Annotated in this window: 23 protein-coding genes; 6 read left to right on the forward strand and 17 right to left on the reverse strand. The window is 66.6% G+C overall.

The features are described from left to right. A partial coding sequence (locus B4A72_RS02320) for a VOC family protein (protein WP_292978040.1) occupies positions 1-402 on the reverse strand: 402 nt, incomplete at its 3' end. Positions 403-590: 188 nt separating this feature from the next. On the opposite strand from B4A72_RS02320, the gene B4A72_RS02325 reads away from it, so the two are divergent. Further along, a complete protein-coding gene (locus tag B4A72_RS02325; protein ID WP_292978041.1) occupies positions 591-1190 on the forward strand; it encodes an HNH endonuclease in 600 nt (199 codons plus the stop codon). Here the strand turns inward: B4A72_RS02325 and B4A72_RS02330 are convergent. From B4A72_RS02330 to dapA, 5 genes are all read right to left on the reverse strand, one after another. Continuing rightward, entirely contained in the window at positions 1163-1792 is a 630-nt protein-coding gene (locus B4A72_RS02330; RefSeq protein ID WP_292951752.1) for a DUF1638 domain-containing protein, read from the reverse strand. The genes B4A72_RS02325 and B4A72_RS02330 overlap by 28 nt on opposite strands. After that, positions 1767-1943, reverse strand: coding sequence for a hypothetical protein (locus B4A72_RS02335; protein WP_292951749.1), 177 nt, complete (start codon positions 1941-1943; stop codon positions 1767-1769). Before B4A72_RS02335 ends, B4A72_RS02330 begins: the two co-directional genes overlap by 26 nt. 147 nt (positions 1944-2090) lie before the next feature. Then, the gene (locus B4A72_RS02340) at positions 2091-2726 is read right to left on the reverse strand and encodes a DUF1109 domain-containing protein (protein ID WP_292951746.1); all 636 of its coding nucleotides are present in this window, start codon (positions 2724-2726) and stop codon (positions 2091-2093) included. Continuing rightward, on the reverse strand, positions 2723-3274 hold the full coding sequence (locus B4A72_RS02345; RefSeq protein WP_292951743.1) for a sigma-70 family RNA polymerase sigma factor: 552 nt from the start codon (positions 3272-3274) through the stop codon (positions 2723-2725). Before B4A72_RS02345 ends, B4A72_RS02340 begins: the two co-directional genes overlap by 4 nt. A gap of 306 nt (positions 3275-3580) precedes the next feature. Continuing rightward, positions 3581-4456 (reverse strand): 4-hydroxy-tetrahydrodipicolinate synthase, encoded by an 876-nt coding sequence (gene dapA / locus B4A72_RS02350; protein WP_292978042.1) that lies wholly within the window; start codon positions 4454-4456, stop codon positions 3581-3583. A 109-nt stretch (positions 4457-4565) separates the two neighbouring features. On the opposite strand from dapA, the gene B4A72_RS02355 reads away from it, so the two are divergent. Then, positions 4566-6635, forward strand: coding sequence for a lytic transglycosylase domain-containing protein (locus B4A72_RS02355; protein WP_292951737.1), 2070 nt, complete (start codon positions 4566-4568; stop codon positions 6633-6635). 92 nt (positions 6636-6727) lie between these two features. On the opposite strand, the gene B4A72_RS02360 is transcribed toward B4A72_RS02355, so the two are convergent. The 3 genes from B4A72_RS02360 to B4A72_RS02370 form a co-directional block, all read right to left on the reverse strand. Next, the gene (locus tag B4A72_RS02360) at positions 6728-7684 is read right to left on the reverse strand and encodes a DMT family transporter (RefSeq protein WP_292978043.1); all 957 of its coding nucleotides are present in this window, start codon (positions 7682-7684) and stop codon (positions 6728-6730) included. A gap of 101 nt (positions 7685-7785) precedes the next feature. Continuing rightward, positions 7786-8577 (reverse strand): inositol monophosphatase family protein, encoded by a 792-nt coding sequence (locus tag B4A72_RS02365; RefSeq protein WP_292951731.1) that lies wholly within the window; start codon positions 8575-8577, stop codon positions 7786-7788. A gap of 66 nt (positions 8578-8643) precedes the next feature. Further along, a complete protein-coding gene (locus tag B4A72_RS02370) occupies positions 8644-9558 on the reverse strand; it encodes a LysR family transcriptional regulator (protein WP_292951728.1) in 915 nt (304 codons plus the stop codon). A gap of 90 nt (positions 9559-9648) precedes the next feature. Here B4A72_RS02370 and metF point away from each other — a divergent pair, with 90 nt between their 5' ends. Then, positions 9649-10527: a methylenetetrahydrofolate reductase [NAD(P)H] gene (gene metF / locus B4A72_RS02375; protein WP_292951725.1), complete on the forward strand. Its 879-nt coding sequence runs from the start codon at positions 9649-9651 to the stop codon at positions 10525-10527. Between the two features lie 226 nt (positions 10528-10753). On the opposite strand, the gene B4A72_RS02380 is transcribed toward metF, so the two are convergent. From B4A72_RS02380 to B4A72_RS02390, 3 genes are all read right to left on the reverse strand, one after another. Further along, positions 10754-11839: a DUF2235 domain-containing protein gene (locus B4A72_RS02380; protein ID WP_292951722.1), complete on the reverse strand. Its 1086-nt coding sequence runs from the start codon at positions 11837-11839 to the stop codon at positions 10754-10756. A 34-nt stretch (positions 11840-11873) separates the two neighbouring features. Beyond that, positions 11874-13028 (reverse strand): type III PLP-dependent enzyme, encoded by a 1155-nt coding sequence (locus B4A72_RS02385; protein ID WP_292951719.1) that lies wholly within the window; start codon positions 13026-13028, stop codon positions 11874-11876. Positions 13029-13170: 142 nt separating this feature from the next. Continuing rightward, positions 13171-13863, reverse strand: a complete 693-nt coding sequence (locus tag B4A72_RS02390; RefSeq protein WP_292951716.1) for a winged helix-turn-helix transcriptional regulator — start codon at positions 13861-13863, stop codon at positions 13171-13173. An 86-nt stretch (positions 13864-13949) separates the two neighbouring features. On the opposite strand from B4A72_RS02390, the gene B4A72_RS02395 reads away from it, so the two are divergent. The 3 genes from B4A72_RS02395 (at position 13950) to B4A72_RS02405 (ending at position 18821) form a co-directional block, all read left to right on the forward strand. After that, positions 13950-14666, forward strand: a complete 717-nt coding sequence (locus B4A72_RS02395) for a DUF1428 domain-containing protein (protein ID WP_292951713.1) — start codon at positions 13950-13952, stop codon at positions 14664-14666. Positions 14667-14676: 10 nt separating this feature from the next. After that, on the forward strand, positions 14677-15468 hold the full coding sequence (locus B4A72_RS02400) for a VOC family protein (RefSeq protein ID WP_292951710.1): 792 nt from the start codon (positions 14677-14679) through the stop codon (positions 15466-15468). Between the two features lie 302 nt (positions 15469-15770). Further along, entirely contained in the window at positions 15771-18821 is a 3051-nt protein-coding gene (locus B4A72_RS02405; protein ID WP_292951707.1) for a valine--tRNA ligase, read from the forward strand. Positions 18822-18971: 150 nt separating this feature from the next. Here the strand turns inward: B4A72_RS02405 and B4A72_RS02410 are convergent, their stop codons facing one another. From B4A72_RS02410 to B4A72_RS02430, 5 genes are all read right to left on the reverse strand, one after another. Then, complete coding sequence (locus B4A72_RS02410; RefSeq protein WP_292978044.1) at positions 18972-20072, reverse strand: pyridoxal phosphate-dependent aminotransferase; 1101 nt, start codon at positions 20070-20072, stop codon at positions 18972-18974. Between the two features lie 40 nt (positions 20073-20112). Continuing rightward, the gene (cydX, locus tag B4A72_RS02415; protein WP_292951698.1) at positions 20113-20250 is read right to left on the reverse strand and encodes a cytochrome bd-I oxidase subunit CydX; all 138 of its coding nucleotides are present in this window, start codon (positions 20248-20250) and stop codon (positions 20113-20115) included. 11 nt (positions 20251-20261) lie between these two features. Next, entirely contained in the window at positions 20262-21425 is a 1164-nt protein-coding gene (cydB, locus tag B4A72_RS02420) for a cytochrome d ubiquinol oxidase subunit II (RefSeq protein ID WP_292951695.1), read from the reverse strand. 4 nt (positions 21426-21429) lie between these two features. Next, entirely contained in the window at positions 21430-23010 is a 1581-nt protein-coding gene (locus B4A72_RS02425) for a cytochrome ubiquinol oxidase subunit I (protein WP_292951692.1), read from the reverse strand. A gap of 144 nt (positions 23011-23154) precedes the next feature. Further along, positions 23155-24309: a hypothetical protein gene (locus B4A72_RS02430; protein WP_292951689.1), complete on the reverse strand. Its 1155-nt coding sequence runs from the start codon at positions 24307-24309 to the stop codon at positions 23155-23157. Positions 24310-24344: the final 35 nt, after the last annotated feature.

Below are 24344 nucleotides of genomic sequence, written 5' to 3' on the forward strand. Positions count from 1 at the left end.
CGAATTGCCCGCCGGATCGCGAAAATACAACGAGCGGGCGCCATTCGGCCAGCGAAAGTCGGCCTCGATCTCGATACCATGCGCGAGCAGATGGTCGCGCCAGGCGTCCAGAGTTTCGGGACCGGCGGCCAGACAGACATGGCCCGGCCCGCGCGCGCCATGGGGCGGCACCGGCAGTGTCGCATCCGGTGCCGGTGGCGTTTCGGTGGCGTCTGGGCGGAAGACCAGCAGAACCTGCGGGGGCGGCCCATCGCTGACCCGGAAGAAGACGTGCCGTCCGGGAACGGACTGAAAATCGCAAAGCCCCATCACCTCCCGCCAGAACCTCGTGGCGGCCTCCAGATCGTCGGCATAGAGCGCGCTTTCCAGCGTGCCCAGAAGGGGCGGGGCTGTGGTGGTCATGGCCGCATTCTGCCACGCGGCCGGGCAGCGGGCAAATCGTCACGCTGTCGTCACGCAAACGCGCTATCCGATCGGTGGTTCGAATACATGCGGGGGCTTGCCAGACGGGTAGCCCGATATATAGTCGGTCCCGTGGATAGACCAAGGCCCCGGACCTTGCCAATTCGGGACCGGCTGGAAAAGGCGACATGCTGAACGAGCGTCATCATACGGATTTCCGGACCCATTTCGTTCGCGAACCCGCCGGTCTGCGCCATCACCCGGCGCTGGTGCTGAATGCCGATTACCGGCCGCTCAGCTATTATCCGCTATCGCTGTGGCCTTGGCAGGAAGCGATCAAGGCGGTGTTTCTGGACCGGGTCGCGATCATCGCCGAATATGACGAGGTGGTCCGAAGTCAGCGGCAGGCTTTCCGGATACCCTCGGTCGTCGTCTTGAAAGATTACGTAAAACCCCAGAAGCGCGTGGCTTTCACGCGCTTCAATCTTTTTCTCCGGGACGAATTCTGCTGCCAGTATTGCGGCGCCAAGGGCGATCTGACCTTCGATCACGTCGTGCCCCGCTCGCGCGGCGGCGTCACCAGTTGGGAAAACGTGGTCGCCGCCTGTTCGCCCTGCAATCTGCGCAAGGCCAACCGCAGCCTGCGTCATTCGGGGATGAACCTGCGTCGCAAGCCGCGCCAGCCGAGCCCCGGCGAAATGCACGCCGTCGGGCGGCGTTTCCCCCCCAACCACCTGCATGACAGCTGGATGGATTTCCTCTACTGGGATGCCGAACTGGAAAGCTGAGCCAGAACCCCCGGCAGATCGCCATATCCCGTCGTTCGGCGTTCATAGCGCAGACCCAGCCGTTCGGCGGCCTCGCGCGCCTTGGCGTCAAGGGCCGAATCCTCGGTCTGGGCCAGATAGATCAGCGTTTCGTAATGGGCAAAATAGATGTCGCGCAACTGCGGATGCCGATCCAGACCCATGGCGCGCCAGACGAAGGCATCGAACTGGCGGACCAGGAAATCGGTCAGGTAGAAGGCGGTGAATTCGCGTTCGGCGCGCATGGCATGCGCCTCGATCCCGTCGAAGAAGGCATAGCAATGCGGTCCGGGAATCATCTCGACCCCCAATTCCGCGCAGCGCGCCTGCAACAGCCCGCCCGTGCCGCAATCGGCATAGACAACCACGATCCGGTCATAGTCGGGGGCGAAACGGGCGACCGCCGCGCTGACCGCATCGGGAATTTTCTCGGGACGCAGATGCAGTTCGGCAGGCAGGCAATGCAGATCCAGATGATCCCAGCCATTGGCATCCCGGATGGCCAGCAATTCGCGCGCCAAGGCCCCGCAGGCCAGCATCAGGCAGCGGGGCAGCGATTCAGCCGTCGTGATTGTCGCGGCCATCGCGATGACCGAAATGGATCAGCGCCGCGCCCGTCAGCACCGCGAAGATCAGCGCGACCCCCGGCAGGTCCAGGGCGATGGCTGCCAGCAGCGACAGCGCCGCAGCCAGCAGAACGGTCAGGATCATCAACAGGAACTGCGGCAGCGGCATGGGGCAAACTCTCCTCGCCATCAATATGGGACCAATGTGTCGGCTTGAAAAGGAGGCCGTGACAATCCGCGGCAATTTCACGCGCATCGGTGCAGGATCGCCGCTGGGACCTGGTCGCACATTCCGCACATCACGAAAGGTGACCGGCTACCAGCGCAGCATCCCGCGCCCGGCGACCGCGCCTGCCAGCGTGACCACGGCAATGGCCAGCCCATACCAGGTCAGGAAGAACAGCGGCGAATCCTGGGTGCAGAAAAATGCGTAAAGCGTCGCGGCCAGGCTGCCGACCGCAAGACCCAGTGCGGCACCGCTGAGCATCGGCGCGGGGCTGGCGCCGCCACCCAGCACGCGCAGGCCCGCCGCCAGCGGCAGCGCCGAGACCAGCATGATCGCAAAGAAGCACATCATGGCCGAGTTGCCCTTGATCCGCGGCCATACCATGCCGGCCGGGGTCGCCTTGATGGCCAGCACCAGCCACAGCATTGCCGCCGCCGCCACCAGCGCGGCGAAAAGCAACCCCGGCGATCCGCGCGTCTGCGGACGGCTGAGCCGCAAGGCCGCAACCAGGGCCGGCAGTCCCAGTGCCAGCGGCAGCAGCCACTTCATCCGCGTGACCGGGTCCGCCAAGGCCCGCGCCAGATCGGCCCGCACGCCCACCAGCGACACAAGCAGTCCCGCCACCAGTGCAAGCGCCAGCAGGATCGCCGAAACAAGCCGCGGCGTCACGGCGGGCGGGATTGTGTCGTCGCGCACCAGCAGACTGATCAGATCGTCGGTCTTCATCGTTCATCCTCCAATCGCAGCCGGGCCAGCCGTTGCAGGGCACGGTGCAGGGCGACACGCAGGGCGCCCGGCTTCAGGCCAAGACGGCCGCCGCATTCCTCGCTGTCACGACCTTCCAGCGCGAGGCAGCGCATCAGCGCGGCGTCGCGTTCGGGCAGGCGGCCGATCAGGACGGCCGCATCGCGGCGTTCGGTCGGGTCGGGTTCGGGCGCCGATTCCAGGGTCTCGGCGAAATCCTCCACCGGCAGGTGAACCGCGCGGCCGCGACGGCGGAAGGCATCGACCAGCTTGTGTCGTGCGATCGCATAGGCCCAGGGACGCAAAGGCAGCGCCTCGTCCCAGGTTGCGCGCTTCAAATGTATCGCCAGCAAGGTTTCCTGCACGACATCCTCGCACCAGTCGACATCCATCCCCGCAGCGCGTGCCCGGACGATACCGCGCAGAACCGGGGTCATCAGCGTCAGCAGGCGGTGATAGGCCGCCCTGTCGCCCGTATTGGCGGCGCGCATCAGGTCGGACCAGTCTTCCGAACCGCCAGCATCACTCATCGCATGTCCTTACGCCTGATTCCGCGCGGGCGTTACAGCCGCCGCCGGAAATGTCTCTCGCTTCCCTGTCCGCGATCCGCATGGCGGAACCCCGCAATCGGGCGAATGGGCTTCCGGGACGGCAAGGCCGCCGGCCGATCGATCCAGGGAAAGATTACAGATGAACACCAAAGTTGCCACCGCAATCGCCCCGCGACCGGGCCAGGGCAAGCCGTCGCGACGGCCGGAACGACGAGGGCGCAGCCTTCTCCGGCCCATCGAGGGACCGGCGGACGCGGGGCTACGCCCCGAAGCCCGGCCTTGACCTCAGTTCAGGCCGGCATGGTCCAGCGCCGCGTCGATCAGCCGGCGCGTCGGATCGGTCAGGCCCACCAGCGGCAGACGCACGCGTTCGTCGCACAGGCCCAGCCGCGACATGGCATATTTCGCACCGACCAATCCGGGTTCCACGAAGATCGCCAGATGCAGCGGCATCAATCGGTCCTGATATTCCAGCGCCGCGGCATAATCGCCGCGCAGGGTCGCCTCCTGAAACTCGGCGCAAAGTTTCGGCGCGACATTGGCCGTGACGCTGATGCAGCCGATCCCGCCATGAGCGTTGAAGCCAAGCGCGGTGCCGTCCTCGCCGGAAAGCTGGATGAAGTCCGGCCCGCAGGTGATGCGCTGCTGGCTGACCCGTTCCAGCCGGCCGGTCGCATCCTTGACGCCGATGATCCCCGGCAGCCGCGACAACACGCCCATCGTCTCGGGCAGCATGTCGATGACCGAACGGCCGGGGATGTTGTAGATGATGATCGGCAGATCCACCGCCTCGGTCAGGGCGGTGTAATGCGCGATCAGTCCGGCCTGCGTCGGCTTGTTGTAATAGGGCGTCACCACCAGCGCGGCATCCGCGCCGACATCGGCCGCGTGCCGGATCAGGCCGATCCCCTCGCGGGTCGAGTTGGACCCCGCCCCCGCGATTACCGGGATGCGACCGGCAGCGGATCTGACCACCTCTTCGATGACCAGCCGGTGTTCGTCATGGGTCAGCGTCGGGCTTTCGCCGGTGGTGCCGACCGGCACCAGACCGTGGCTGCCCTGATCCACATGCCATTCGACCAGCATCTTCAGCGTGTCCAGATCCAGCTCGCCGTCCGGGGTGAACGGCGTGACCAGCGCGGGCAAAGATCCCTTGAACATGACACGCTCCTTGAAGATTGGATTTCGCCGCGCCTAACTAGCCCCCGGCGCCGGTCTTGCCAAGGTTGTGAATTGCGTCGCGGGCGTCGGGCGGCGAGATGGGGTGGAGATGGGATTTCTGCGTGACATTCTGGCCGCAGGGCTGATTGCCGCCCTGCCGCTTGCCACCCCCGCCCACGCCGAAGAGCGCGGCGCGCTGGCGCTGGCGCTGGCCGCCGCCGATGTGCGCGACTGGGTGACCGCGCGCGATGCTGCGAAACGGTCGGGCCCCGTGGCCGAATCGCTGGTCGGCTGGCAGGCCCTGCGCGCGGGCTACGGCGATTTCGCCGATTACCTCGCCTTCATCCGCCGGCATCCGGATTGGCCAGGTCTGAACCTGTTGCGCAGACGCGGCGAGGCGAAACTGCCCGCCACCCTGCCCGAGGCCGACATCCGCGACTGGCTGGGCGATGAGCCGCCCCGGTCGCTGCGCGCCGAAACCGCGTTGCTGGCGGTTCTGGACCCCGACGAGGCCCGCGCCGAACGCGCACGGTTCTGGACCGAAACACCGCTGGAAGGCGAGGAAGAAACGGCGTTCCTGGATCGCTATGGCGAAGAACTTGCGCCGCTGATGACGGCGCGCGCGGTGGCCATGCTGGACCGGCAGGAATGGGCGCAGGCCCAGCGGCTGCTGGAACGCCTGCCCCAGACCGACCGCCCCCTGATCGCCGCCCGGATCGCGCTTCAGGCGCGCCAGCCGGGTGTCGATGACATGATCCTTGCCCTGCCGGCCGACCAGCGCGAGGATCCCGGCCTGACCATGGACCGCTTTCGGTGGCGGGTGAAGGCAAAGTTCCACGACGGCGCGCGGGATCTGATGCTTGCGGCCTCGACCAGCGCCGAGGCATTGCGGGTGCCCGAACTCTGGGCGCAGATGCGGGTCGACTACGCGCGCCTGGCGATGCGGCAGGGCGACTGGGCGCTGGCCGAAAGGCTGGCCGCGCAGCATTTCCTGACGCCGGACAATCCGCATTATTCCGACCTTGAATGGCTGGCCGGATTCGCGGCGCTGCATCAGGGCGCGGGGCAGCGGGCGCTGGATCATTTCCGCCATCTGGAAACCGTCGTCGGCAGCGCGATCAGCACTGCGCGGGCGCTTTACTGGCAGGGCCGCGCACAAGAGGCGCTTGGCGATCAGGCGGCGGCGCGGGCAGCCTATGCCGGGGCGGCGCGGCAGCCCGGCGTCTTCTATGGCCAGCTTGCCGCAGAAAAGGTTCGCGCCACCATGCCGCCCGCCTTTGCGGTCCCCGGCAAGGCGGTCGAGACCCTGCCCGACTGGCGCGGCGCTCGGCTGGCCGAGAACGACGTCTTTCGCGCCGGGCTGTGGCTGCTGGCGGTCGGGCGGGTGGATGAAGCACAGCGATTCTTCCTGCAACTTTCGCAAACGGCCGAGCCCGAGGACATCGCCCGCATGGCCCGGCTGATGATCGAGGCGCGGGCGCCCTGGCATGGCCTGCGCCTGTCCAAGCAGGCCGCCGGCAAGGGCGTGATCTATCCCGCCGCGCAATTCCCGCTGACCGGGCTGGAAAAGGCCGATCTGGGGCTGCCTCCCGAACTGATCCTGTCGATCGCGCGACAGGAATCCGAATTCAACCACACGGCCAGCAGCCCGGTCGGCGCGCGCGGTTTGATGCAGCTGATGCCCGGAACGGCCGAACAGATGGCCCGCCGATTGCGCCTGCCCTACGACCTGCCGCGGCTGACCGCCGATCCGGCCTATAATGCCCGGCTGGGCGCCGCCTATCTGGAGGGCCTGCGCGAAAGGTTCGGGACCTCGACCGCGCTGACCGCCTCGGGCTACAATGCCGGGCCCGGCCGGCCGGCGCGCTGGCTGTCGGATTTCGGCGATCTGCGGCGCGATTTCGATCCGGTGGACTGGGTCGAACTGATCCCCTTCGACGAGACGCGCAACTATGTCATGCGCGTGACCGAGGCGATGGCGATCTATCGCGCCCGCATCAGCGGCAAGCCCGCCCCGATCGTGCCGACCTTCGATCTGACCGGCGGCGGGCTGATGCCGCCGCCGCCGCTGCGGCTGACGCTGGCGCTGTCGTCCCGGCCACCCGGAAAACCCTTCATCGGGCCACGCCTGCCCGAAGGCTGGATCAATCCTGCGGTCGAGGCGGTCGCGTCCGATTGAGGCGTGGTCAGGAACGGCGCCAGGCATCCGCAATCGGTCGGGCGCACCGGGCCGACATCTCGTTCCGGTCCCCGGTGCTGCGCCTCGAGGTCTCAGGCCGATCTGACCCTTGCGCGCCACAGCGTGAACAGGCCGGCCAACACCACGATCATGGCACCCAGAACGACGCTGGGGCGCAGCACCTCGCCGAAGACGAACACGCCGATCAGACTGGCCCAGACCAGTTGCGTGTAGGCAAAGGGCTGCAGCGCGGAAGCCTCGGCCAATTCATAGGCGCGGATCATCAGATAATGCGAGCTCATGCCGCAGATGCACAATCCCGCCATCCAGATCCAGTCCACCGGCGCCAGCCAGCGCCAGTCCCAGATCCCGATCAGCGTGATCGCCACCGCCCCCGCGACGCCGGTCCAGAAGAAGCTGACGATCGAGGGATCGTCGCGCGAGACATGCCGCGTCAGCAAACCATAGAGCGCGAACATGAACGCCGCGAGAAAGGGCAGCAGCGATTCGATCCGCATGACGCCGCCGCCGGGTTGCAGGATCACGAGAATGCCCGAAAAGCCGATCCCGATCGCCGCCCAGCGGCGCCAGCCGACCTTCTCGCCCAGGACCGGGCCGGAGAGGGCCGCGACCAGCAGCGGATAGGCGATGAAGACGGCCTGCGTCTCGACCAGGCCGAGGCGGACGAAAGCCTCGACCATGACCACGACCTCCAGCACCAGAAGCACGCCCCGCGCGATCTGCGTCAGCGGCCGCCTGGTGCGCACCGCCCGCCTCAGACCGCCCGGCTGACGCGAGACCAGGACGATGACGAAAGCCGCGAAGACCCAGTATCGGATCATCACCACAAGAACCGGCGGATATTCCGCGCCCAGCACCCGCGAAAAGCCATCCTGCATCGAAAAGATCAGCGCGCTGGCGGACATCAGCAGGATCCCCAGCCCGGTCCTGTCCTGCGCGGGCGGGGACATCCGCGGCGGCACGGGCGGCGGCGCAGAGGCCGCGGCCGCCGAGGCGGCATGGGGCGGGTCGTGACGATCGTCGGGCATGGGCGCGGTCCTCTGTATACCGCCCATGCGCGGCGCGCGAGGCTACGTCAAGTCATGGCCGGAATGCGCTTGCCGCAGATCGGCCCGGCGCGACCGCGCGGTCAGTCGCGGCTGCGAATCACCTTGGCGAAGGGCTGGAATATCTGCGGATTGGCGGCAATCATGCGGCCCGTTTCCAGCGCATCGTCGCCCTCGCCGATGCCTTCGACGAAACCGCCGGCCTCGCGCACAATCAGAATGCCCGCCGCCACGTCCCAGGGCTTGTTGCCGCGTTCCCAGTAGCCATCGTATCGCCCGGCCGCGACATAGGCCAGATCCAGCGAGGCCGCGCCCAGGCGGCGGACACCGGCGCTGATCGGCATCAGCCGGGCCAGATCCTGCAAGGCGGCCGGCAAGGGACCGCGCCCGGCGAAGGGAATGCCCGTGGCGAACAGCGCCTCGCCCAGATGGCGCCGGCCCGAGACGCGGAGGCGCTGGTCGTTCATGAAGGCGCCGGCACCCTTTTCGGCGGTGAACAGCTCGTCCTTGGCGGCATCGAAGATCACCGCCGCGACGATTTCCCTCTTGTGCTCCAGCGCGATGCTGACGGCCCAGTGCGGCAGGCCGTGCAGGAAATTGGTGGTCCCGTCCAGCGGATCGACGATCCAGCGCCGCGTCGGATCCTCGCCAGCATCCTCGCCGGTCTCTTCGCCCAGCCAGCCGTAATTGGGCCGCGCGTTGCGCAGTTCCTCCTTGATGACCCGCTCGGCCTCGCGGTCGGCGCGGGTCACGAAATCGCCCGCGCCCTTGACGCTGACCTGGAGGTTCTCGACCTCGCGGAAATCCTTGACCAGCGCGCGTCCCGCCTTGCGGGCGGCCTTGATCATGACGTTCAGATTGGCGCTTGCCATCACATGCTCCGGAATGGGGATCGCCGCCTCATAGGGGCTGGCGCGCGGAATGTGAAGCCGCGCGCGGCGTCACGAGGCCGAACCACGCAGCATCCGCAGCGGCTCGGTGCGCGAAAGCCGCAGGACATGGGCCATGTAGGGCTGCGACAGATCCTCTTCGCGGATCGCGGCATAGAGGCGGCGCAGGATGCCGCCCGGGCCCAGAGGCAACATGGCGATATCGGGATTGGCGGATTCGCGACGCAGAACCCAGTCGGGCATCACCGCCACACCTCGCCGAGAGGCGACCAGCATCAGCGACACCGCTGTCAGTTCCACCGTGCGCTGGCGGGCGGGCTCGATCCCGGCGGGGGTCAGGAACTGGCTGAACACGTCCAGCCGCGCACGCTCCATCGGATAGGTGATCAGCGTTTCATCCGCCAGATCCCGCGGGTCGGCATAGCCCTTGATGGTCAGCGGATGCCCGGCCGGGACCACCAGCGTGGGCGCATAGTCGAATAGCGGCTGGTAGATCACGCCCGGCACATCCTCGGGGTCGGACGAGATGACCAGATCGACCTCTTCGCGCGCCAGCGCGGGCAGCGCGCCGAAGGCCAGCCGCTGGCGGATGTCCACGTCCACGTCGGGCCATGCCCGGCGGAAGATGTCCAGCACCGGCAGCAGCCAGTCGAAACAGGCGTGGCATTCCATCGCGATATGCAGCCGGCCGATTCGGCCTGCCTCGACGCCCTTGAACTCGGCTTCGGTCGCCGCGACCATGGGCAATACCTGCTCGGCCAGCCGCAGGACGCGCATTCCGGCCGCAGACAGCCGCATCGGCTTGGCCCGGCGAACGAACAGTTCCACCCCGGCCTGCTGCTCCAGCGCCTTGACCTGATGCGACAGCGCCGATTGGGTGATGTTCAGTACTTCGGCCGCCCGCGCCAGGCCACCCTGTTCGTGGATCGCCTGAACCGTTCGCAGATGGCGCAGTTCCAGATGCATGTTGAGCCCGTTTCAAGTTTATCTTGAGAATTATGAATTTGTCTCACGGCCCCGATGATGGCACAAGAGGCGCAAGACAAAGGAATCGCCATGACCCGCACCGCGCCGAAGATCAGCTTCGAATTCTTTCCGCCCAAGACGCTGGACGCCTCGTTCCGTCTGTGGGAAGCCGCGCGCGCCCTGGCCCCGCTGAACCCCGATTTCGTGTCGGTCACCTATGGCGCGGGCGGCACCACGCGCAAGCTGACCCATGACGCGGTGACGACGATCAACCGCCATTACGGGCTGAACGTCGCCGCCCACCTGACCTGCGTCGAGGCCACGCGCGCCGAGACGATGGAGATCGTGCAATCCTATGCCGATGCCGGAATCCGCGAAATCGTGGCCCTGCGCGGCGATGCGCCCAAGGGGCAGGACCGCTTCACGCCGCACGATGACGGCTTCGTCAATTCGGTCGAACTGATCGAGGCGATCGCCGCCCGGGGCGACATGACGATCCGTGTCGGCGCCTATCCCGAACCGCATCCCGACAGTGCCGATGGTGACGCCGATGTCGCCTGGCTGAAACGCAAGATCGACGCCGGTGCGACCAGCGCCATCACCCAGTTCTTCTTCGAGGCCGAAACCTTTTTCCGTTTCCGCGACAAATGCGACAAGGCGGGCATCGACGTGCCGATCATTCCCGGCATTCTGCCGATTCAGGGCTGGGCGGGCGCCAAACGGTTCGCGCAAAGCTGCGGCACGACCATTCCCGCCTGGGCCGAGGATGCCTTTGCAGCCGCGATCCGCGACGGCGGCGACCGCGAACGGCTTCTGGCCACCGCCATTTGCGCCGAGTTGTGTGACACGCTGATCGAGGGCGGCGTGGACCGGCTGCATTTCTATACGCTGAACCGGCCCGAAATGACCCGCGACGTCTGCGCCGCACTTGGCGTGCAACCCGTCCGCGAACTGGAGGCAGTGGCCTGAAGCCGCGCTTGCCGATCCGAACCGGCCCGGCCTGAAGACGCCGGAAAGTCGTGGCCCGGCATCCCTTGGGGCGGGCGCGGCGATGCCTACCTGCTCCAGAGAGGTCCAAAGGTTGGCCCAATCAGGACGCGCCAGAGGCTTCTGCATCGCCGCGTCACCGACGTCGCGCGCGGACTTGGGATCCGGGTCGCGGGCTTCGCGTTTCGGGCTTTGGCCGATCCGGCGCTCAGATATTGTCCGAGGCGGCGTCCGATGCGGGCTGCGCGCGCTTCCAGCGGCGCGATATTCGGCGCGGCATGTCCAGTGCGTGACCGGCCAGATGACCGGTCAGCAGTGCCGGGCCGGGATAGGGATCGGGCACCGTCGGATGCAGAGCCTCGCTGGCGATGGTTCCGGCCACGCGCGGCGCACGCGAGAGGAATGCCTTGCCCCATTTGCGCCATGAGCCGATACCGGGCGCGGTCGGATCGCCGGGGAAATGTGCCTGCCAGTCATGGGGCAGCGGCAGGCCCGCGCCTTCGGCCTTCTCCAGCATCCAGACCAGCGGGATATTCGCCAGCGGACGGGCAAATTCCAGTCCGCTGAGCTGTCCGCCGATATCGGCGTGGGCGCCACGAAACCACATCTGTTCGATATGGCCGGCGCCGCCGGCATCGTCCCAGAGCAGCGGCGCAAAGGCAGCCCGCGTCTCGTCCAGAGCCAACGCCTGAAACCCGTATTCCACCTGGCCGCCCAGATGCGGATCGTGAAAGCGAAAGCGCGGCTCGGTCAGCATCCACAGCAGCGGCAACCGCAGCCCAAGCGCCATCACCGTGTCGAAACAGCCGACCATGCGAATCGGCACCTCGGACCGGCAACGCCGTCGGTGGAAGGCGGCGATGGCTTTTTCCGATCCGCCGTCGCGATAATACCGCCATGCCAGGCGCGTGTTGCGTTCGGTGGCCGCATCCGCGCGCAGCAGGCCGATCCGCCCGATCATGCCGGCGAGACTGCGCACCGCAAAGGCGCCGCGGGAATAGCCGAACAGAAAGATCTGGTCGCCCGGACGATACCCCGAGGCAAGCCAGCCATAGGCGTCGATGATCCGCGCCTCCATTGCCCGGCCCATGGCCAGTTCGGGCAGGGTTCGCCAGCGGTTCCATTGCTGGCCCAGACCGTAATGGATACGTGGCCGCGGACCGGGCAGAGGGCCGAAAAGGCCGGTCAGCAGCCGGTGGATACGTCCGATCGACGACCGCCGCCCATCATCGAGCGAGGCGAAGGTGCCGTCCATCAGCACGACGTGAATCTGAACCGGGCGAATCGTTACCATCCTCCGACGCTAGCATGCGAGCGTGAGGAAACAATTACTCCAGCGCCATCACGGTCGCGTGGCTCATCGCACCAAAGCCGTTGAAGCGCGTGTTCGTGACCGTCGAATAGGCTCCGGCGCCGTGGAAGATGACGAAATCGCCCTCTTCGATGTCGGCGGGCAGCGCCAGTTCGCCAGGCAGCCGGTCCACGGAATCGCAGGTCGGGCCGAACAATACGCGCCCGCTGCGTTCGCCGTCGCGCGATTGGCCCCTGGGGTCCAGCACCTGGATACGGTCGATATTGCCGATGATCGGCAGTTCGGCCAGCCCGCCATAGACGCCATCGTTGAGAAAGACGGCGGCGCCATCGCGGATACCCTTGACGCGGGTGATCAGCGAAAAGGCATCGGCGCAAAGGCCGCGACCCGGTTCGCAGACCAGATCCGGCGCGTCATCGCCAAAGCTGTCGGCCACCGTATCGGCGATCTCCGTAAAGATGGATTGCAGGTCGGGCTCGACGCCAATGACCCGATGCGAGGGGAAACCGCCGCCGACATTCAGCCGTTGCGCCCGGACGCCCGCCATGTCGCAGATTTCCTTCGCCACGCTGATATAGCTTTCCCAGGCAATCGGATCGACGCATTGCGTGCCCGGATGGAAGGTCAGCGAGGGCACATAGCCGCGACGGGCCACCAGCCCCAGCAACTCGGCCGCCAGATCCGGCGTCGCGCCGAACTTCGAGCCGAAATCATAGGCCGCGCCCAGAACCGGCAGCTTGAAGCGGGGCGAAATCTCGACCCCCTTGCCATCGATCTCGGCAGGCACCAGGGCGAACAGCTTTTCCAGTTCGCTGAGGCTGTCCACCGACCATGCCCTGATCCCGGCCTCTACCGCATGGGCGATCTCGTGCCGGGCGCGGACGGGGTTGTGGTAATGGCGCGCGGTGCGGGGTGCGACACGGCCGATCAGGTCGATCTCGAAAGGAGATGCCACGTCGAATCCCCTGATCCCGGCGCTGACAAGGGTCTGGATCACGGCCTCGTCGGGGTTCGACTTGACGGCATAGGTCACCAATCCCGGAAAGCCTGCCAGAAAGGTCCGGGCGCGGCTTTGAAGCACGGTCGGGGCGAACACCATCAGCGGATGTTCGGGCTGAAGATTGCGGATGATCTCGGCCGGATTGTCCCAGACTGTCTTCATTTCTCCCATCGGCGGGATCCTTTCGCGTATCGTTCGGTTCGGCCAAGGCCGCGTGGAAAACCCCAATCGGCACCTTGCTGTTCCAGTTTCACGGGGAAAAGGGCGCGAATCGCGGATTTCGGCGGTCCATAGCCCGAAACCGGTAACGATTTCACGAAGATTCCGCGCGCCCCGGTTGATCGCGGTCACGACCGTCGCGCAACCGGAACAGATCCACGAAACGCTGTGCCGCATCGGCGTCGCCGCGCAGTCCGATCACGCCGCGCGCGGACAGATCGGCCAGGGGCGCGGGACCATAGACCGCCATCGCCAGCCGGTTGCCATCCCCTTCAAGCACGAAATCGCCAATGGGCGCAGGCGCGACCTCGGGGCGCAGGACACCATCGCCCGACAGGCGCTGCACGAAACCCTCGCGCGGCATGACGAACGCCGCCGCGACATCGCGCCCTTGCGCGGCCGTGCTATCGATCATCGCCGTCATCGAGATCATCAGCGCGGTTGGGCTGATGAAACGCCGCGGATCGTGGCCGGGATGGGCCGCACCCCAGCGGCACATCGCCTGCAACACCGGCAGCAGCGCCCGTCCGCTTTCGGTCAGCGCATAGATGCCCAGTGTCGCGTCGTGCGCGACCACCCCAGCCTCGGCCAGTTGTGCCAGCCTCTGCGTCATCACCGCCGCCGTGATCCCGGGCAGGCCACGGCGCAGGGCCTGGAAGCGCTTCGGGCCCAGCAGCATCTCGCGGACGATCAGCAGCGCCCAGCGATCGCCCACGACATTCAGCGCGTGGGCGGCAAGGCATCCCTCGTCATATCGGATGCGCGGAGTTCGGCCGTCGGTAGTCATTTCTTGATACTATAAGTTGTTTTTTAATACCACAAGACGCAGAATGCGATTCGCGGGCGCGTCGTCGCGCCGAAATGGAGGGGAAAATGACGTATTTCTGGGGTTTCGTTCAGGCGGTACCGACCGCGAACAAGGACGCCTATACCGAACATGCGCAACAGGCATGGCCGATCTTCAGGAAGTTGGGCGCCTTGCGCGCGGTCGAATGCTGGGGCGAAGACATTCCGAAGGGCAGGCAGACCGATTTCTATCGTGCGACCCAGTGCAAGGAGGACGAGACCCCGGTCTTTTCCTGGATCGAGTGGCCCGACAAGGCCACAGCCGACAAGGCAGGGGCGCAGATGCAGGATCATCCTGATTTTCAGGCCATGCCGCCGATGCCTTTCGACGGAATGCGGATGTTCTGGGGCGGCTTCGTGCCTGTCTACAGCTTCGGCGCGTCGAAGCCCGGCAGCTATGTCCAGGGCTTCGTTCTGGCCGTCCCCGAGAAAAACAAGGATGCCTATGTCAGGATGGCCAGCAGCGCCGAGCAGATGTTCCGCGACAAGGGTGCGACCCACATGGTCGAGAACTGGGGCGACGACGTGCCGCATGGCAAGGTGACCGACTTCTACCGTGCCGCCGACGCGAAGGAGGGCGAGACACCGGTCTTTTCCTGGATCGAATGGCCCGACAGGGCCACCGCCGACAAGGCCGCGAAAGAAATGGAGGCCGAAATGGCCGGCGCGGACATGGGCGACATGCCCTTTGACGGAATGCGCATGTTCTGGGGCGGCTTCGTGCCCGTCATGGACAAAAGCTGAGGAGGAGCAGATGGCCGGATTTCATGGAAAGCCTTGCTGGTATGAACTGACCACCAGCAAGGGCAACCTTGCCGCCGCCGGAGATTTCTACGGCGCGGTTCTGGGCTGGTCGATCCGGGACGCGGGCATGGACGACTTTTCCTATCACCTCGCCAGCGCGGGGGACGACCGGGTGGCGGGGCTGATGGAGATGCCCCCCGACGTCTCGCAGATGCCGCCGAACTGGCTGATCTACTTCGCCGTCGAGGATGCCGACGGGGCCGCCGCCGACATCATCGCGGCGGGCGGCCGCATCTTTCGCGAACCGGCCGACATCCCGGGCACCGGGCGCTTCGCCATCGCCTCTGATCCGCAGGGCGCGGCTTTCGGCATCCTGCAACCGCTGCCGATGGAAGACGGCGCGCAAGGCGGCCAGGCGTTCGATCAGTCGAAGGCCGGGCATGGAAACTGGAACGAGTTGATGAGCACCGACCCCAAGGCGGGATTCGCCTTCTATTCGGCGTTGCTGGGCTGGTCGAAATCGAGGCCCATCGACATGGGCGAGATGGGAACCTATCAGCTTTTCAGCCATGACGGCACGGATATCGGCGGCATGATGGGCATGGGCAATGCGCCGGTACCGGCGTGGCTGCCCTATTTCGGCACCGACGGCGTGACCCAGGCGATGGTCCGGATCGAGGCCGGCGGCGGCGCCGTCATCCACGGTCCGCAAGAGGTGCCCGGCGGTGCCTTCATCGCCATCGCCCGCGATCCGCAGGGCGCGCATTTCGCCGTGGTCGGACCCAGGCAGGCCGCCCCCTGATCGCGCCGCATGACACCGGCGCCGCCCTCGCCTTTCGCGGGACGGGTCCGGCGAAGCCCCCCGGATCGTGAATGGATGAGCCGGACGATGCTGGGCCCGCGGCCCGCGCCGCGCGGCCGGGCGGCGGAATGACGCGGCCCGCAACTGTCGCCGCGCCAGCCCCGTGTCGCGCCGCGGACAGGATCGCCGCCCGCTTTCACTGACCGCCGGCGGCTGACTGCATCGCCGCATTCGCACCACATTCCCTTGGCCTTTCCGCCCGGCTTCGCTAATCCCTGTGCCAAGCAAGGGGATATGCCGCCATGAACATGGACAAGAGTTTTGACGCGCAGGCCGCCGAGGCCCGGATCAGCGCCGAATGGGAACGCACGGGCGCCTTCGCCGCGGGCGCCAACGCCTCGCGGTCCGACACCTTCACCGTGATGATCCCGCCCCCCAACGTGACCGGCAGCCTGCATATCGGCCACGCCTTCAACAACACGTTGCAGGACATCCTGGTCCGCTGGCACCGGATGCGCGGCTTCGACACGCTGTGGCAGCCGGGTCAGGATCACGCCGGCATCGCCACGCAGATGGTGGTGGAACGACAGATGGCGCAGCGGCAGGAACCGAACCGCCGCGAGATCGGGCGCGACGCCTTTGTCGAGAAGATCTGGGCGTGGAAACAGGAATCCGGGGACACGATCATCAACCAGTTGCAGCGTCTGGGCGCCTCCTGCGACTGGTCGCGCAACGCCTTTACCATGTCCGGCGCGCCGGGCGCGCCCGACGGCGAGGAGGGCAATTTCCACGACGCGGTGATCCGGGTCTTCGTCGACCTCTACAACAAGGGTATCATCTATCGCGGCAAGCGACTGGTGAACTGGGACCCGCATTTCGAAACCGCGATCAGCGATCTGGAGGTCGAGAACCGCGAGGTTCCCGGCCATATGTGGCATTTCAAATACCCGCTGGCCGGCGGCGAGACCTATGAATACGTGGAGCGCGACGAAGACGGCAACGTCACCCTGCGCGAGACGCGGGACTACATCAGCATCGCCACGACGCGGCCCGAAACCATGCTGGGCGACGGCGCGGTCGCGGTCCATCCGGGCGACGCCCGCTATGCCCCGATCGTGGGCAAGCTGTGCGAGATCCCGGTCGGCCCCAGGGAACATCGCCGGCTGATCCCGATCATCACCGATGAATACCCCGATCCCGATTTCGGCAGCGGCGCGGTCAAGATCACCGGCGCGCATGATTTCAACGATTACGGCGTCGCCACCCGCAACGGCATCCCGCTTTACGCGCTGATGGACACGAAAGGCGCGATGCGCGAGGACGGGCTGCCCTATGCGGACAGCGCCGCCATCGCGACCCGCGCCGCGAAGGGCGAGGATGTGGGCGACGTGTCGGGCGTCAATCTCGTCCCCGACCATCTGCGCGGGCTGGACCGGTTCGAGGCCCGCCGGCAGGTCATCGACGAGATCACCGCCGAGGGGCTTGCCGTCACCGATGCCAACGGCGCGCCGGTGATCGACAGCAAGCCGATCATGCAGCCTTTCGGCGACCGTTCCGGCGTGGTGATCGAGCCGATGCTGACCGATCAGTGGTTCGTGGACACGAAACGGATCGTCCAGCCCGCCATCGACGCCGTACGCGACGGGCGCACGCAGATCCTGCCCGAGCAGCACAAGAAGGTCTATTTCAACTGGCTGGAAAACATCGAGCCCTGGACCATCAGTCGCCAGCTTTGGTGGGGACACCAGATTCCGGTCTGGTACGGGCTGGATCTGTCGATCGAGAACTTCGTCGATGACGAGGGCGACGGCGCTCTGGACGAGGTCGAATTGTTCGAATTGCTGGTGGATGGATTGGTCCATACCGGCCAGCGCCAGCATTGCGCGGCCGATTTCAAAGGCATCGTGCAGAAATTCCGCGACGATATCGCAGGATTGCCGGCGCCGCTGGAGGCCAGTCGCGTGATCGAGGTCGCCGACCGCGCCGCCGCGGTCGAAACGCTGGCAAGAAGCCTTGCGGAATACAATCTGTCCCAGAATCCGACCGAACTGGTCTATCCGGTCTGGCGCGACCCGGACGTTCTGGACACCTGGTTCTCGTCCGGGCTCTGGCCGGTCGGCACGCTGGGCTGGCCCGACAAGACACCGGAAATGCAGAAATATTTCCCCACCGACGTCCTCGTCACCGGGTTCGACATCATCTTCTTCTGGGTCGCGCGGATGATGATGATGCAGTTGGAGGTGACGGGCGACGTGCCCTTCCACACCGTCTATGTCCACGGCCTGGTGCGCGACGAAAAGGGCGCGAAGATGTCGAAGTCGAAGGGCAACGTCATCGACCCGCTGGATCTGATCGACGAATACGGCGCCGATGCGCTGCGCATGACCCTGACCAGCATGGCCGCGATGGGCCGCGATCCCAGGCTGGGGCCGCGTCATGTCGAGGGATTCCGCAATTTCGTCACCAAGATCTGGAACGCCACCCGCTTTGCCGAGATGAACGGCGTGCGCGGCGGCGGCGCGCGGCCCGAACCCGGTCATCATGTCAATCGCTGGATCATCGGCGAGGTCGCCCGCATCCGCATGACGACCGATGCGGCGCTGGAGGGCTATCGTTTCAACGACGCGGCCAGCGGGCTTTATGCCTTTGTCTGGGGCAAGGTCTGCGACTGGTATGTCGAATTCGCCAAGCCGCTGTTCGATGGTCCCTGCGCCGAGGAAACCCGCGCCACGATGGGCTGGGTTCTGGACCAGTGCTACCTGATGCTGCACCCGATCATGCCTTTCGTGACCGAGGAACTCTGGGCGCTGACCGGCGAGCGGAGGAAGATGCTGGTCCACGGCGACTGGCCGGATTACGGCGTCGAACTGATCGATCCGGCATCGGATCGCGAAATGAACTGGGTGATCGCGCTGATCGAGGCGCTGCGCTCGGCGCGGGCGCAGATGGGGGTTCCGGCGGGCGCGACGCTGGATCTGGTCGTGACCGAGGCGGATGACGCGGCCCGCGCCGCGCTGAGCGCCAACGCTCCGCTGATCGAACGGCTTGCGCGCGTGAACGCGCCGCGCGACGGGACCGCGGGCAAGGGCACGATCTCGGTCTCGGCGCAAGGGGCCAGTTTCGCCCTGCCGCTGGGCGATGTCATCGACGTGGCGGCCGAGACGGCACGGTTGCAGAAGGCCCTGGCCAGGTCGCGAAAGGATGCCGAGGGTCTGGAAAAGCGGCTGGAAAACCCGAAATTCGCCGCCAATGCCGAGGCCGAGGTGATCGAGGAGACGCGCCGGAAACTGGTCGTCCTGCAAGACGACATCGCGCGGCTGAAGGCGGCGCTGGCGCAACTGGCGGCGATGTGATCCTGGCCGGGGCCGCCGGCTTTCGTGGCGAGGACGGGTGCCTCCGGCGGGGATATTGGGGCCAAGGCAAGGGGCGGGCCTTGCGGGGCATGCCGCGTGCACCGGATGTGCACAGCCCGTGCACAGCCCGTGCACCGGCTGCGCGGAAATTCAGAGACCGGCCAGCGCGCGCGGCAGCGCCTCGGCCAGGATGTCCAGCTCCGGCGCGGGGGCGCAGCTGATGCGGATGCAGCGGTCCAGAGGCGGCACGCCGGGCATGCGGACGAAGACCCCCTGCCGTTCCAGCGCGGCGACGAGGCGGCGCGAAAAGGCGCCGTCGCGGCCGGTATCGACGGCCACGAAATTGGTCGCGGATGGCAGGGCGGTCATGCCATTGGCGGCGGCGATGGCGGCGAGGCGGTCGCGGGCCTTGCCCACCTGGTGCCGGATATCGGACAGCCAGGCGGAATCGCGCAGCGCCGCCAGCGCGCCCGCCTGCGCCATCCGGTTGACGCCGAAATGGTTGCGGATGCGTTCGAAGCCGGCGATCAGGTCGGGATGGCCGATCGCATAGCCGATCCGCGCGCCCGCCAGCCCGTAGGCCTTGGAAAATGTCCGCATCCGGATCACGCGGGGATCGTCCGCCGCGATCTGCGGGATCGCGCTGTCGGGGGCGAATTCGATATAGGCCTCGTCCAGGATCAGCAGCGCGCTGTCGGGAAGATCGTCCAGCATCGCCCGGATCGCCGGACCCTGGTGCCACGATCCCATCGGGTTGTCGGGATTGGCCAGATAGACCAGCCGCGCCCCGCGGTTCCGCGCCGCCGCCGACAGCGCGTCCAGATCCTCGGCATCGTCGCGATAGGGCACCTTGTGCAAGGCGCCGCCGAAGCCCGCGACATGGTAGTTGAAGGTCGGATAGGCGCCGTCCGAGGTGACGGCCACATCGCCCCGGTCGATCATCAGGCGGGCGAGATTGCCCAGAAGTCCGTCGATCCCCTCGCCCACCGTCACGCTTTCGGCCGGAACGGCGTGATGATCGGCCAGCGCGTGCCGCAGATCGTGGCTGGTCGAATCGCCGTATTGCCAGGCCCGCGCGGCCTCGTCCCGCATGGCGGCGATGGCGGCGGGGCTGGGGCCGAAGCCGTTCTCGTTCGCGCCCAGCCGGGCATCGAAGGCGGCGCCGCGCCGACGCTGCAACGTCTCGGGGCCGATGAAGGGCACGGTCGCGGGCAGGGATGCGGGGATCGGGGCGAAGGGCTTGGGTCTCATGAGGCCGAGACTTGGCGCATTCGCCGCGATCCCGCAAGTCTCAGTCTTCGTCGACGCTGTCGTGGTTGCGGCGGCCCTCGAAAAGGGCGCGGTCCTCTTGCAGTTCCAGCCACATCGCGTTGACGACGGCAAACATCGCCGCCAGCGGCAGGCCGAGGATCCAGGCGAAATACCACATGGGCGGTTTCCTCAATAGCTGTGACGTTCGGGGTCCGAGACGTCGTCTTCCGTCACCTTGCCCCACAGGACCCGATAGACCCAGGCGGTATAGGCCAGGATCAGCGGCAGAAAGATCACCGTCGCCACCAGCATCACGAACAGGGTCTGATGCGAGGACGAGGCATCCCAGATCGTCAGCGACGAATCGGGACTGGTGCTGGAGGGCAGAAGGAACGGGAACATCGTCAGCCCGACCGAGGAAATCATCCCGAAGATCGCCATTTTGGACCAGCCCAGCGGCGAATATTGCCCGCCCGAACGCAGCGCCCGCATCGCCATGAAGGTGCCCAGAAAACCCATCGCCGGGGCGATCGCGATCCATGGACGGTCGGCATAGGCCGAAAGCCAGCTTCCCGACCGGCTGACGGTCGAGGCCAGCGGGTTCGAGGCGCCGTTCGGGTCCGGCGGGTTCACCAGGGCATAGCCGTCGATGAAGAAGGCCAGCCACAGCCCGGCCAGCGCATAGCCCGCCAGCACCACCTTCGCCGCCGTGACGCCATGGCGGCGGGCGCGGTCGGCGATCGCGCCCTCGGTCTTCAGCACCAGCCAGCCCGCCCCGTGCATCACCAGCATCGCCAGCGAGACGATCCCGCACAGCAGCGCGAAGGGTCGCAGCAGGCCGAAGAATTTCATGAAGGCGGGGCCGTCATAGATCGAAAGCAGGTCGGGGGTCAGGTAGAAGGGAATGCCCAGCAACACGTTGCCGACCGCGACGCCGAACAGCAGCGCCGGGGCGGCGCCGCCAAAGCAGAGCGCCGCGTCCCAGCGCGCGCGCCATTTCGGATCCTCGCGCTTGCTGCGGAACTTGAAGCCCACGGGCCGCACGATCAGCGCCGCGAGAATGGCGAACATCACCAGGTAGAAGCTTGAGAAGCTGATCGCGTAGAGCGGTGGAAAGGCCGCGAAGATCGCGCCCCCGCCGAGGATGAACCAGACCTGGTTTCCCTCCCATACGGGGCCGATCGTGTTGATCACGACACGGCGTTCGGCATCGGTTTTCGCCACGAAGGGCAGCAGCGCGCCGGTGCCCATGTCGAAACCGTCCGTCAGCGCGAAGCCGATCAGCAGAACGCCCAGGATCAGCCACCAGGTCAGGCGCAGATATTCGAACGGGATCAGTTCATACAGGATCATGGCGTCACTCGGCTGGTTTCAGGCGGGCGCGATGGCTTGCGCGCCAGTCATCGGTGATCTGCACGTCCTCCTGCGGCCCGAGGCGGATGTATTTCAGCAGCAGCCTGACCTCGATCACGAAAAGCAGGGTGTAGAAGGCGGCAAAGCCCGCGATGGTCAGCAGCACCTCGGTCGCGGACAGGGCGCTGACCGACAGGGCGGTGGGCAGGATGCCGTCCACGGTCCAGGGCTGGCGGCCATATTCGGCCACGATCCAGCCCAGTTCCGCCGCCACCCAGGGCAGCGGGATCATCATCACCGCACCGCGCAGCGCCCATTTCGGATAGCGCCCGCGCCGGAACGAGGAGATGATGAAGAAATAGCCCGTGGCGGCGATGAACAGCAGGCCCAGCCCGACCATGATGCGGAAGGACCAGAAGATCGGCCAGACGCGCGGCACCGTGTCGGCCGCCGCCTGCGCGATCTGCGCCTCGGTCGCCTGACGCGGATCGTCCAGATAGCGCCGCAGCAGCAGGGCATAGCCCAGATCGTCGGAATGGCGCTGGAACACCGCGTTTACCCCGGGATCGGTGTTTTCACGGTCCTGCTGGATCGTCATCAGCGCGTCATAGGCGATCAGGCCCGAACGGACGCGCTGTTCGGCCTCCTGGACCAGTTCCTCGATGCCGGGAATTTCCCGGGTCAGCGAACGGGTGCCGATCAGGCCCATGACATAGGGAATCCGGACCGCCCACTTGGTTTCGCGCGCCTGCTGATCGGGAATGCCCAGGAGGGTGAAGGGGGCGGGGGCGGGATCGGTCTCCCACATGGCTTCGATGGCGGCCAGCTTCATCTTCTGGTTCAGCCCGGCATCATAGCCGGATTCGTCGCCCAGCACGACGACCGACAGCGCCGAGGCCAGCCCGAAGCTGGCGGCGACGGCGATGGAGCGCCGCGCCAGCGCCAGGTGCCGCCCCCGGAGCATGTACCAGCTGGACACGCCCAGGACGAAGATCGCGGCGGTGACGTAGCCCGCGCTGACGGTGTGGACGAATTTGGCCTGCGCGACGCTGTTGAACATCACCTCGAAGAAGCTGGTCAGTTCCATCCGCATCGTGATCGGGTTGAATTCCGCGCCGACCGGATTCTGCATCCAGCCATTGGCGATCAGGATCCACAGCGCCGAGAAATTCGACCCGATGGCCACCAGCCAGCCCACGACGAGGTGGCCGACCTTGCTGAGCCGGTCCCAGCCGAAGAACCACAGGCCGACAAAGGTCGCCTCCATGAAGAAGGCCATCAGACCCTCGATCGCCAGCGGAGCGCCGAAGACATCGCCGACATATTGCGAGTAATAGGACCAGTTCATGCCGAACTGGAATTCCATCACGACGCCCGTCGCCACGCCCATGGCGAAGTTGATGCCGAACAGCAAACCCCAGAACTTGGTCATCTGCCGCCAGATGGGACGGTTGGTCATGACATAGACCGTCTCCATGATGGCGACCAGGATCGACAGACCCAGGGTCAGCGGCACGAACAGAAAGTGGTAAAGGGCGGTCATGGCGAATTGCAGCCGCGACAGCTCGACGACACCGATATCCATGGGCGCGTTCCTTTTGCGTTCGCACCGACTCTAACCTTTCGGGCCGGCAATCCCAAGGGCCGGCCGCGTGGCAGGCTGTCGCTGCGGTCGCGTGTCGCATGATCGGTTCGGACAGGATCGGGGCGGCGTGGCGCCGCCGCCGGGTCACAGGCTCAGCCCCTCGGCCTGCCACAGCGCCGGGTCGTGGCTGTCGCCATGCGACCAGAACCATCGGCCCAGATAGCGGTCGTGGACATGCGGCAGGCGAAACCGGAACGCTCCGCGATCGGCCAGCACGACGAAATCCATGTGGATCTGATACGAGGTGACGGCGGCGATCCGGGACGGATCGGGCGCGTAATGGCCCCGATGGACCGGACAGCTCATCAGCACCAGCCGGTTGAGGTGCAGGCCCAGGCTTGAGCCATGCATCGCCACGCTGCCGCCATGACTGTGGGCAAGAATGTCCGGCCGGCTCAGGCCACGGGCCAGGATCCATGCCGACAGGTGTCGGGCCCCGGCATGGCGGGCATGATCGCTCCAGCCGCCCGACCAGGAAAAGAAATCGGGCGCCGCGTAGAGACCGGGGCAATGGTTCCGGAGGATATAATCGTGGAACAGCCCCGAAGGCTGCCACCAATCGCTGTGCGGCGTGCCCACGCGGGCGAAATGGGTGCCATGGACGATCAGCGCGTCCGGGGCCGCAGCGGCGGGCGCGGAGGGCGGCGTCGCGGACCGCCCCTGACCGGCGGGCGCCGGCAGCCTGCCCAGCCTTGCCAGCGCCGTGCGTGCCATCCGCACCGCCAGCGGGTCGGCGTCCTCTTCGACCACCTCGGCCAGCGTCGCGATGGGCAGAGCAGGATCGCTGACCATGTCCAGCAGCGAGATCGCGGCCGCGGCCCGTTCGCTTGCGCCCGGATGACCAAGAGCCAGAAGCAGCAAATCCAGCGCGACACGCCGATCCGCGCTGTCGTAGAGCGTTGCGGTCATCTCGTCCATCACGGCCTGCCGCGCCGCGGCCTGCGCCGCGATCGCGGCCTCGTCGCGCGGGGCGAAGGGATCGAACGGCGGCAGCATGGCATGGCGTTCGACAAGGCGCGGCATTTCGTCGGCCAGGCGGAAGGCGCCGCCGGGCCGCGGATCGGGCAGATCGAAGAGGTCGCGTTCGGCCCCCAGATCGGCCAGCAGCGCATCGTATTCGCCATTTCCGTAGAGCACACCCAGAACCAGCAGCAATGCCTGCCGCGAGGCCCGGCCCCGCGGATCGCCCGTCACCGGTTCGCGCGGCGATGCGGGTTCGCTGATCGCAATCTCGTCCATGCCCCCTCCGCCGCCTGCAGGCAGAGGGATCATAT

The organism is Paracoccus sp. UBA5162 (assembly GCF_002413585.1).
Lineage (GTDB): Bacteria > Pseudomonadota > Alphaproteobacteria > Rhodobacterales > Rhodobacteraceae > Paracoccus.

What these genes read in the sequence shown, in the direction of transcription:
- B4A72_RS02390 (WP_292951716.1), bottom strand. Translation starts at nt 13,863, where the DNA reads ATGACTACCGACGGCCGAACTCCGCGCATCCGATATGACGAGGGATGC.
- B4A72_RS02405 (WP_292951707.1), top strand. Translation starts at nt 15,771, where the DNA reads ATGAACATGGACAAGAGTTTTGACGCGCAGGCCGCCGAGGCCCGGATC.
- metF (WP_292951725.1), top strand. Translation starts at nt 9,649, where the DNA reads ATGACCCGCACCGCGCCGAAGATCAGCTTCGAATTCTTTCCGCCCAAG.
- B4A72_RS02425 (WP_292951692.1), bottom strand. Translation starts at nt 23,010, where the DNA reads ATGGATATCGGTGTCGTCGAGCTGTCGCGGCTGCAATTCGCCATGACC.
- cydX (WP_292951698.1), bottom strand. Translation starts at nt 20,250, where the DNA reads ATGTGGTATTTCGCCTGGATCCTCGGCCTGCCGCTGGCGGCGATGTTT.
- B4A72_RS02370 (WP_292951728.1), bottom strand. Translation starts at nt 9,558, where the DNA reads ATGCATCTGGAACTGCGCCATCTGCGAACGGTTCAGGCGATCCACGAA.
- B4A72_RS02325 (WP_292978041.1), top strand. Translation starts at nt 591, where the DNA reads ATGCTGAACGAGCGTCATCATACGGATTTCCGGACCCATTTCGTTCGC.
- B4A72_RS02345 (WP_292951743.1), bottom strand. Translation starts at nt 3,274, where the DNA reads ATGAGTGATGCTGGCGGTTCGGAAGACTGGTCCGACCTGATGCGCGCC.
- B4A72_RS02400 (WP_292951710.1), top strand. Translation starts at nt 14,677, where the DNA reads ATGGCCGGATTTCATGGAAAGCCTTGCTGGTATGAACTGACCACCAGC.
- B4A72_RS02385 (WP_292951719.1), bottom strand. Translation starts at nt 13,028, where the DNA reads ATGGGAGAAATGAAGACAGTCTGGGACAATCCGGCCGAGATCATCCGC.
- B4A72_RS02340 (WP_292951746.1), bottom strand. Translation starts at nt 2,726, where the DNA reads ATGAAGACCGACGATCTGATCAGTCTGCTGGTGCGCGACGACACAATC.
- B4A72_RS02430 (WP_292951689.1), bottom strand. Translation starts at nt 24,309, where the DNA reads ATGGACGAGATTGCGATCAGCGAACCCGCATCGCCGCGCGAACCGGTG.
- B4A72_RS02330 (WP_292951752.1), bottom strand. Translation starts at nt 1,792, where the DNA reads ATGGCCGCGACAATCACGACGGCTGAATCGCTGCCCCGCTGCCTGATG.
- B4A72_RS02410 (WP_292978044.1), bottom strand. Translation starts at nt 20,072, where the DNA reads ATGAGACCCAAGCCCTTCGCCCCGATCCCCGCATCCCTGCCCGCGACC.
- cydB (WP_292951695.1), bottom strand. Translation starts at nt 21,425, where the DNA reads ATGATCCTGTATGAACTGATCCCGTTCGAATATCTGCGCCTGACCTGG.
- B4A72_RS02395 (WP_292951713.1), top strand. Translation starts at nt 13,950, where the DNA reads ATGACGTATTTCTGGGGTTTCGTTCAGGCGGTACCGACCGCGAACAAG.
- B4A72_RS02360 (WP_292978043.1), bottom strand. Translation starts at nt 7,684, where the DNA reads ATGCCCGACGATCGTCACGACCCGCCCCATGCCGCCTCGGCGGCCGCG.
- B4A72_RS02355 (WP_292951737.1), top strand. Translation starts at nt 4,566, where the DNA reads ATGGGATTTCTGCGTGACATTCTGGCCGCAGGGCTGATTGCCGCCCTG.
- B4A72_RS02380 (WP_292951722.1), bottom strand. Translation starts at nt 11,839, where the DNA reads ATGGTAACGATTCGCCCGGTTCAGATTCACGTCGTGCTGATGGACGGC.
- B4A72_RS02335 (WP_292951749.1), bottom strand. Translation starts at nt 1,943, where the DNA reads ATGCCGCTGCCGCAGTTCCTGTTGATGATCCTGACCGTTCTGCTGGCT.
- dapA (WP_292978042.1), bottom strand. Translation starts at nt 4,456, where the DNA reads ATGTTCAAGGGATCTTTGCCCGCGCTGGTCACGCCGTTCACCCCGGAC.